The organism is Nitrospirota bacterium (assembly GCA_016212215.1).
Taxonomy (GTDB): Bacteria; Nitrospirota; 9FT-COMBO-42-15; order HDB-SIOI813; family HDB-SIOI813; genus JACRGV01.
In genome coordinates, this window is record JACRGV010000129.1 from 1 (window position 1) to 8,190 (window position 8,190).

The following is an 8,190-nucleotide window of genomic DNA, read 5'->3' on the forward strand; positions in this document are numbered from 1 at the left end:
CCATACGGAATTTTAGAGGGGGCGATGGAAACGGAGCATGGTTAAGATAGTGAGGCACTGTTAATCGAAAGAGACAGAAACAGATATGCTTAACCTAAACTATTCGCGCCATTGCTCTACTCGACAAAGGGGAATGAAAATGGAATCATCCTTCGACAAGCTCAGGATGACAGCCATGGGGCAGGGAAGCTGCTGAACGTGGTGAGACTATATCCATAGAAGACTTAAAGAGAGAGATGCAGTCGTGGTAAAGTGGACTTCCCCTGCCGTAAAGAATTACCTTTGCGACCCTGATTTCCCGTCTCCTTAGTTCTCTTACAAATTTATTTATAGTATGGATTGATTATTGTGATATTTTCTATAATCTGCTGATGAGATAAGTCTTCTGTATATATGATGCTACAACCCGCTACTTTTGCAGCACATATAATAAGACAATCCCAGAATGATAAGGTGTAATCTTTCATAACCTCAATGGCCTGCATAATAACCGGCAGGTTTGTATCAATAACAGACCATACAGAGAAATCTTTGATAATGTCTCTGGCTTCATTTACGCTGAGGGGTATTTCAATCTTCTTTGTTGTAACAACAAAAAACTCCTGAAGTACCTGCGTACTTACATAACCATTTCTATTCTCATAAGCGGCATGTATTAATTTAGCTGAATGGTTATGCTTTTCTAAGTCAGATTTATCAAAGGCATACACCAATATGTTTGTGTCAAAAAAGTATTTATCGCTCATGTAGATCCTCTCGCTTCCACTTTTTCCTACCGACAGATAGTGGTTTCATGGAGAAACGTTTCAACATCCTCAACATGGCATCTTCATATACCTCATTTTGTCTGATATAGTTTTCAAGGTATTCGCGGATAATGGATGTGAGAGTAGTATGCTTTTGAGATGCCGCAAATCTGGCCTTCTTTAATAATTTTTCATCTACTGATAAGGTAATGTTTTTTCGCATCTTGCTATCTCCAAATATTATATATGCACATAATATGTGCTTATTTTATGAAGAAGACAGCCTGTTGTCAAGGGGTAAAATAAGGGGGAAAAAAGGTGTAAATCCAAAATTGGATAGCAAATAGCAGCTATGATGTTTTACCGGCCTTAAACACTTTTCCATACTCCCCTTCTACACCGGTTACGCTAATGTCCATATCAATAAAGTGCCTTACTGTCCAGATATTCGTCAGTAGGTGGTTTGTTATCTTAGAAGTTGTAAACGAGGATGGCTCGTCTGATATTGAGATGTAAGGTATGAGTTGGTCAGCAAGATGAGGGTCCACTGCCCCTTGTGAATTGTGGTAATCAATAAATTCCCTGCAAGCCTCCCTTGCGACCTCCTCAGAAGTCTTGCCGATAGCACCAAGCGAGGAGAACCCGGTTATAACATTTTCATATCTGGCCATGATGAAAAAGAATGTACCTTTCCCTCTCGATGGTGCAGAAATAATCTCTATTTCAGTGTCTGCACAGTATGGTCTCAGAATTTTTAATCCTTCCGACCTCTGCCTTTCAGCTATTGATGCAGGAAGATTTGATGCGGCTGATAGACCTTTTATGCTAAGAAGTTCTCCCCTCTCATCCATACGAATACCGGTCAATCGTTCCGACGTATGTATCTCAGCATGAACAATACCGCCGCCGATGGGATACCAACCCCATTGGTCAATGATGAGGTTAAGAGAACAACCCATCTTTTCTATCACCGGCACAAATATATTTTGCAGATAGTGAAACGGCGGACTCCATGACACATGTGTGCCCCCCATCAATTTAATCGTTGAAGGATGCCCTGCAAAGATTAATGCAGGCATCAATGTTTGTAAAACAAGAGAAGTTGACCCGGCGCTGCCCGTCTTCTCAGCAACATCGAAACTAAAACTTCCCCCCTTTACATCTCCGGGACGAAATCGCAGAAAATCAGACCCTAATACATTTCCCTCTATGTATGCCTCTGATATATCCCTGCATGCATTGACACAGGTCAGGTGCTGAGGCAGCAGGCCGCTCTTCTTACGTCCCTTCCTTATATTAACAATCTCAACAGGTCTGGAATGGATAATTGACATGGCAAGGGCAGTCCTTAATATCTGCCCGCCGCCCTCACCGTAGCTTCCGTCTATTGTAATGTATGGAGTCTTTACTTTATTAATCCTGCATCTCTGTGTTTTTGCAATATCTCATCAGCAAGGTGGTCTATCGCCTGCAAATCTGTTTCTCCCGGATGTCCTTTTGCCAATACAGGTTCAAACATATCAAGTTTCAGTGAACTCATCATAGCAGTTATCTGTTCTACCATCTTTCCGGCCCAGCCATAAGACCCTATTATGGCGCCGAATTTTAATTTTGGTCTGAGGGCATTTACAAGAGAGACTGCATATGCAACCTCCGGATGAGCGCCTGCAAGAACGGTAGGAGATGCTATGACAATGGTAGCAGGGTCTATAAGGGAGATGGCCAGTTCTCCCATGTCTGCACCCGTTAGATTAAAAGGTCTTACACTTATTCCTCTTTCGATTAATGTCTCAATGAGGCGGCTGACCATTTTTTCCGTGCTGCCATGCATTGAAACATATATTATAACTACTTTGTTGTTTACACTATCCGAAACCCACTCCCTGCACATGCTTAGAATGGTTTCAGTTTCTTCATAAACAGGACCATGGCTTGGTGCTATCATCTCAACATCCAACCCCTTTATTATTTCCAGATGCCTGTTAATACTTTTCCTGAAGGGCATCATGATCTCTGCATAATACCTCTTTGCCCCTTCGTATACCTTTGCCTCATTATTCGCAAAGAGGCTGCTTGATGCAAAGTGGGAACCGAGGAAATCACAGGAAAATAGTATCTTATCCTCCCTGCTGTATGTAAACATTGTTTCAGGCCAGTGCACCCAGGGGGCAAATATAAACTCTAATGTCCTGTCTCCCAGGGAAATGGTTGATCTGTCTGTTATAGTTAAAACCTTTTCCTCATTAATACCAAGATGGTCTACAAGCATGCCGCTGCATTTCTGGTTTGTTAAGACCATAACATCCGGATAAACCCTGAGTATCCCCGGAATGGTACCGGAATGGTCCTGTTCGGCATGATTGGCAACAATATAGTCTATCCTGTTTACCCCTGCCTTCTGAAGATTTGACAGTAGTTCGTGTTCACGGGAAGGGTCAACGGTGTCCACAAGAACAGTTTTTTCACTACCCTTTATAAGATATGAGTTGTAGCTTGTACCATGCGGCAAAGGTATAAGTTCGTCAAACAGCCTCCTGTGCCAGTCTATAGCACCTACCGAGTATACACCGGGCTTTAGTTCTCTGACTGCCATCTTAAGCCTCCTTCTCAAACAGGTCTTTAGCGGCTCCGCACTCCGGGCAGACCCAGTCATCCGGCAGTTCCTCAAATGGCGTTCCCGGCTCTATCCCGACATCAGGGTCACCAATCTCCGGGTCATAGATATACCCACAGACTATACAAACATACCTTTGCATTTTTCTCCTACTAAAAAATCATGGGTTCCCGTTCCCCGCTTACGACCCGCGTGGACAAGCTTCACGGGAATGGCGACTTGTTATGAATCCAATCCTATTTGCCGCCCTATTTTGATAATTTAGAATAACATAACGGCATGCATTCCTCAATGTCAGCCTGATTTACCGCCTCTAACAATGGCAAAATACAAAATGCAAAATGAGGTATTGAAATATCACTTTTTACTGCGTGAATTCCGGAGACACCACACTTAGGGTCTGTCATAAAATAACCTATACATTTATGCATCTCATCTTCCGGCCATCTTTGCGTGCTCCTCAATCGCAACCCCTCAGCGTAGATTCAACTACGCCTTCGGGTTTGCTCAATCGGTCGCACTCAAACCTGACCGAAATCTGAGCGCCTAAATGCACAAGTTATTTCATGACAGACCCTTAATTATAGAAGCCTCGTTAAAGAATGGCATAAATCATAGTTCTGCCGGAAAGCTGGCCGGAGTTCAGGTGTTGTATTAAATGTTTCTGATAAGAGTAATGTGGTTTGTGGAGAATGTTAAGTTTACCGATCAAAGGCCTCTTTCAGCGGCAACAAGAAGCCTTAGATAATAGGGGATGTCAGGCTGTAACATGCCTTCATCAGTAAGTGCAACATCTACAGGGGACTGAACCACCTCCTATCAAACACTAAAAGTCCGGTTAGCAGAATCCCTGATTCCTTAATACGGCCACTTCCAGTCCCTGATCTCCGGCATGTCCTGTCCGTACCTTGTTATGTAATCCTTATGTTCCACCAGTTTGTCCCTGATTAACTGCTTGAGATATGCAGCCTTGTATCCTAACTTTGGGACACGGTCAATTACATCCGAGACGAGATGGAATCGGTCAAGGTCGTTTCTTACAACCATGTCAAAGGGTGTTGAGGTAGTGCCTTCCTCCTTATAGCCGCGCACATGCAGGTTTTTGTGATTTGCACGGCGGTATGACAAGCGGTGTATCAGCCAGGGGTAGCCGTGATATGCAAAGATAACAGGTTTATCTGTAGTGAATAGTGTGTCGAATTCTTTGTCTGACAGTCCGTGCGGATGTTCTTCTCTGGGCTGTAATGTCATCAGGTCAACAACGTTAATCACGCGTATTTTAAGGTCAGGGACGAACTTTCGCATCAGGTCAACTGCTGCCAATGTCTCAAGTGTCGGGATGTCACCGGCACATCCCATTACCACATCCGGTTCTCCGTCACGGTCATTGCTTGCCCACTCCCATATCCCTATTCCTGCTGTGCAATGTTTAATGGCTGAGTCCATATTAAGCCATTGGGTCTGAGGCTGTTTGCCTGCAACGATGACGTTGATATAATTCCTGCTGCGGAGGCATTTGTCTGTAACATATAAAAGTGTGTTGGCATCAGGAGGGAGGTATACGCGGATGATGTCAGCCTTTTTATTTACAACATGGTCTATGAATCCGGGATCCTGATGTGAGAATCCGTTATGGTCCTGCCGCCATACATGTGATGTTAAAAGATAAGTCAGTGATGCGATTGGACGGCGCCAGGGGATTTCTTTGCTGGTGACCTTCAGCCACTTGGCGTGCTGATTAAACATAGAGTCTATAATGTGAATAAACGCCTCATAACAGGAAAAAAGACCATGCCTGCCGGTAAGCAAATAACCTTCCAACCACCCCTGACAGGTATGCTCACTCAGTATCTCCATGACCCTGCCGTCCTGTGAAAGATGGTCATCCTCAGGAAGTGTATCAGCCATCCACACCCTGTTTGTAACATCAAAAAGTGCATCAAGCCTGTTGGATGCCGTCTCATCAGGCCCCATCACACGGAAGTTATGATTGTCCATGTTGAGTTTCATTATATCCCGGAGGAACTTACCCATAACCCTTGTTGCCTCGCCTTCTACCTGTCCCGGTTTTGGGACATCAAGTGCATACTCCCTGAAGTCCGGCATTCTAAGGTCTTTCAGCAGGGCACCTCCATTGGCATGAGGTATTGCCCCCATGCGGCGTTCTCCTTTGGGTGCAAGCTCTGCGAATTCCGGTTTCAATGTTCCATTATCATCAAATAGCTCCTCCGGCTTATAACTCTTCATCCAGTTTTCAAGCAAGGTCAGGTGTGCCGGTTTTGATGCCATATCGGAAAAGGGCACCTGATGTGAACGCCAGTATCCTTCAGCCTTCTTGCCGTCAACCTCCTTAGGCCCTGTCCAGCCTTTTGGTGAACGCAGGATTATCATAGGCCAGCGGGGACGTGAGATATTACCATTGGTTCTGGCCTCATGTTGTATATTCTTTATCTCCGCAATAATAGTATCGAGTGTTGCCGCCATCTTCTGATGCATCTCCGCTGGTTCCGACCCCTCAACAAAATACGGTTTATAACCGTAGCCGACAAACAGGTTTTCAAGCTCTTCATGGCTGATGCGGGCAAGTACAGTAGGGTTTGCAATCTTATATCCATTCAGATGAAGAATAGGAAGCACAGCCCCATCATGAACAGGGTTAAGAAACTTGTTTGAGTGCCATGCTGTAGCGAGCGGCCCTGTCTCTGCCTCGCCGTCACCGACAACACAGCATACAATAAGGTCAGGATTATCAAATGCCGCACCAAAGGCGTGTGAAACAGCATACCCAAGTTCTCCACCCTCGTGGATTGAACCGGGTGTTTCCGGAGCAACATGGCTCGGTACCCCGCCGGGAAAAGAAAATTGTTTGAAAAGCTTCTTTATCCCTTCGGTGTTCTGCGGTATGTGAGGATAAAATTCACTGTACGTCCCTTCAAGATAAGTATTAGCTATCAGCCCGGGACCGCCGTGACCGGGGCCTGCAATATAGAGGCAATTGAGGTCATTTGCTTTTATTACACGGTTAAAATGGAGATAGATAAAGTTGAGGCCCGGTGTTGTACCCCAGTGTCCAAGCAGTCTTGGTTTGACATGTTCAATCTTCAAAGGTTCTTTCAGAAGCGGATTATCCAGCAGATAAATCTGCCCGACTGAGAGATAATTTGCAGCACGCCAGTATGCATCCATCTTTTGCAGTTCTCCCGTTGAAAGGGAAAGGGGACGTTCATTCATTTAAACCTCCATGTTATTTTGTCGTGATGAGGAATTCAGAGATGATTAAAGGATTGATTGATTACTATGTAAAAATAACAGGCATGTCTATTATTGTCAATTTTGGAAATGCAAAGCAGGTAATTCTCTGTAAAACATTTCTCCCTTGCGTATTCGGGACAAGAATGTCACGCATATTTCGATAGGCGGGGTTGGTTGTCGGTAGTTAAATATATATTGAAAAGTTACCTTTGAAGTGATATAAAACTAAAACATTAACAAAGATGCACAAAGTAAATTTCCCTCTCCTTCAAGGGTAGAGTCAGAGCTTGCCCCCGAAGTAGTAATCGGGGGGCTCACAAAGGATGATGAAAATGAGGCCCCCTCAGCCGGGTCCCCCCTCCTGCCTCCCCCCGCAAAAGAGGGGGGAGGGATTTGGTAGGAATTTAATTGCAGCTCTCCCGCCGGGGGGAGAGGGTACATGGTTTTATTCCCCCTCCCTTGACGGGAGGGGGGTTAGGGGGAGGGTGAGCTATGGAGATTTTCAAATGAAGATAATGAAAAATATCCTGTTGTTATTATCACTGTTATTCTTACCAGCGATTATCCACGCAGCTAATGAAGAACATATCGTCATCGGTGAAGGGGAACACCGGCTTGGTGATGATACCACGCTGGATAATGCCAAAAGGGCTGCCAAAGACAAGGCAAGGGTTAATGCACTCGAAAAGACCGGTATTATTATTCATGCTGATTCAACAATGTTTAATGGTGAAATGATCAGTGAAATAATCAATTCCAGTACAAGGGGCTTGATTGTAAGCGAGAAGGAACTTGATGGTACAAGGTGCGGAGAACGTGATGGTGTACTGTTCTGCAAGGCAAGGATAGAGGCACATATCTTACCACTTCACACTGAGCTTAGAAGCCGGAACCGTCTTGAGGTAGCTATACACAGCGGGATGATAAAAACACACCTGCTAAGAATCTTGTCTTCCAACATAATGATGAAGTACGGATAAAAGTGACCCCTGCTGAGGATTCTTACATAAGCATATTCAGCGTGGATGATGACAGAAACGTTATTAAACTATATCCAAATGAATATGCCCCGGCCAGACTATCCGCTGCAAGGAAAGAGTTTATCTTTCCTGATGACTCATTAAAATCAAAAGGAGTTAAGTTAAAGGCGGCTGTTCCGGCTAATAAACAGAAGGCAGTAGAGGTAGTTCTTGTTATCGCAGCCAAACATGAAGAGCACCTCCTTGAAAGTAAATCCCTGCAAAGCCCCACCTTATCCGACCTGATGAAAGAACTGTCAGAACTTATCATACAAGACCCATCATCATGGACCCAAAAGACAATCGGTTACGAGGTCACTAGATAAGAGATAAGCAGAATTACTGAAATATGCCGACTCAAAGAAATCTGTTGATTTAAAAAGTAATTTATGCTAAGGATTAAGCTGTTTTTTGACATTTAAGGGTCTGTCATGAAATAACTTGTGCATTTAGGCGCTCAGATTTCGGTCAGGTTTGAGTGCGACCGATTGAGCAAACCCGAAGGCGTAGTTGAATCTACGCTGAGGGGTTGCGATTGAGGAGCACACAAAGATGGCCG

General features: G+C 44.4%; 9 protein-coding genes. 2 read left to right on the plus strand and 7 right to left on the minus strand.

The genetic code is table 11. The features are described from left to right. Nucleotides 1-323: 323 nt before the first annotated feature. The 7 genes from HZA08_11750 to HZA08_11780 all read right to left on the minus strand — a co-directional run bounded on the left by HZA08_11750 (nucleotide 324) and on the right by HZA08_11780 (nucleotide 6,591). Nucleotides 324-746: a PIN domain-containing protein gene (locus HZA08_11750; GenBank protein MBI5194097.1), complete on the minus strand. Its 423-nt coding sequence runs from the start codon at nucleotides 744-746 to the stop codon at nucleotides 324-326. Then, on the minus strand, nucleotides 736-969 hold the full coding sequence (locus HZA08_11755; protein MBI5194098.1) for a MerR family transcriptional regulator: 234 nt from the start codon (nucleotides 967-969) through the stop codon (nucleotides 736-738). The genes HZA08_11750 and HZA08_11755 overlap by 11 nt, the downstream gene beginning before the upstream one ends. A gap of 127 nt (nucleotides 970-1,096) precedes the next feature. Beyond that, complete coding sequence (gene rtcA / locus HZA08_11760; protein ID MBI5194099.1) at nucleotides 1,097-2,188, minus strand: RNA 3'-phosphate cyclase; 1,092 nt, start codon at nucleotides 2,186-2,188, stop codon at nucleotides 1,097-1,099. Then, nucleotides 2,152-3,339 carry an FprA family A-type flavoprotein gene (locus HZA08_11765; GenBank protein ID MBI5194100.1) on the minus strand — a complete coding sequence of 396 codons (1,188 nt, stop codon included), beginning with the start codon at nucleotides 3,337-3,339 and terminating at the stop codon, nucleotides 2,152-2,154. The genes rtcA and HZA08_11765 overlap by 37 nt, the downstream gene beginning before the upstream one ends. A gap of 1 nt (nucleotide 3,340) precedes the next feature. Continuing rightward, nucleotides 3,341-3,502 carry a rubredoxin gene (locus tag HZA08_11770; protein MBI5194101.1) on the minus strand — a complete coding sequence of 54 codons (162 nt, stop codon included), beginning with the start codon at nucleotides 3,500-3,502 and terminating at the stop codon, nucleotides 3,341-3,343. Between the two features lie 106 nt (nucleotides 3,503-3,608). Continuing rightward, nucleotides 3,609-3,824: a hypothetical protein gene (locus HZA08_11775; protein ID MBI5194102.1), complete on the minus strand. Its 216-nt coding sequence runs from the start codon at nucleotides 3,822-3,824 to the stop codon at nucleotides 3,609-3,611. Between the two features lie 394 nt (nucleotides 3,825-4,218). Beyond that, complete coding sequence (locus HZA08_11780; GenBank protein MBI5194103.1) at nucleotides 4,219-6,591, minus strand: phosphoketolase family protein; 2,373 nt, start codon at nucleotides 6,589-6,591, stop codon at nucleotides 4,219-4,221. Between the two features lie 506 nt (nucleotides 6,592-7,097). On the opposite strand from HZA08_11780, the gene HZA08_11785 reads away from it, so the two are divergent. Then, nucleotides 7,098-7,592: a hypothetical protein gene (locus HZA08_11785; protein MBI5194104.1), complete on the plus strand. Its 495-nt coding sequence runs from the start codon at nucleotides 7,098-7,100 to the stop codon at nucleotides 7,590-7,592. Nucleotides 7,593-7,594: 2 nt separating this feature from the next. Beyond that, nucleotides 7,595-7,957, plus strand: coding sequence for a DUF4384 domain-containing protein (locus HZA08_11790; protein ID MBI5194105.1), 363 nt, complete (start codon nucleotides 7,595-7,597; stop codon nucleotides 7,955-7,957). The last annotated feature ends 233 nt before the right edge of the window (nucleotides 7,958-8,190 follow it).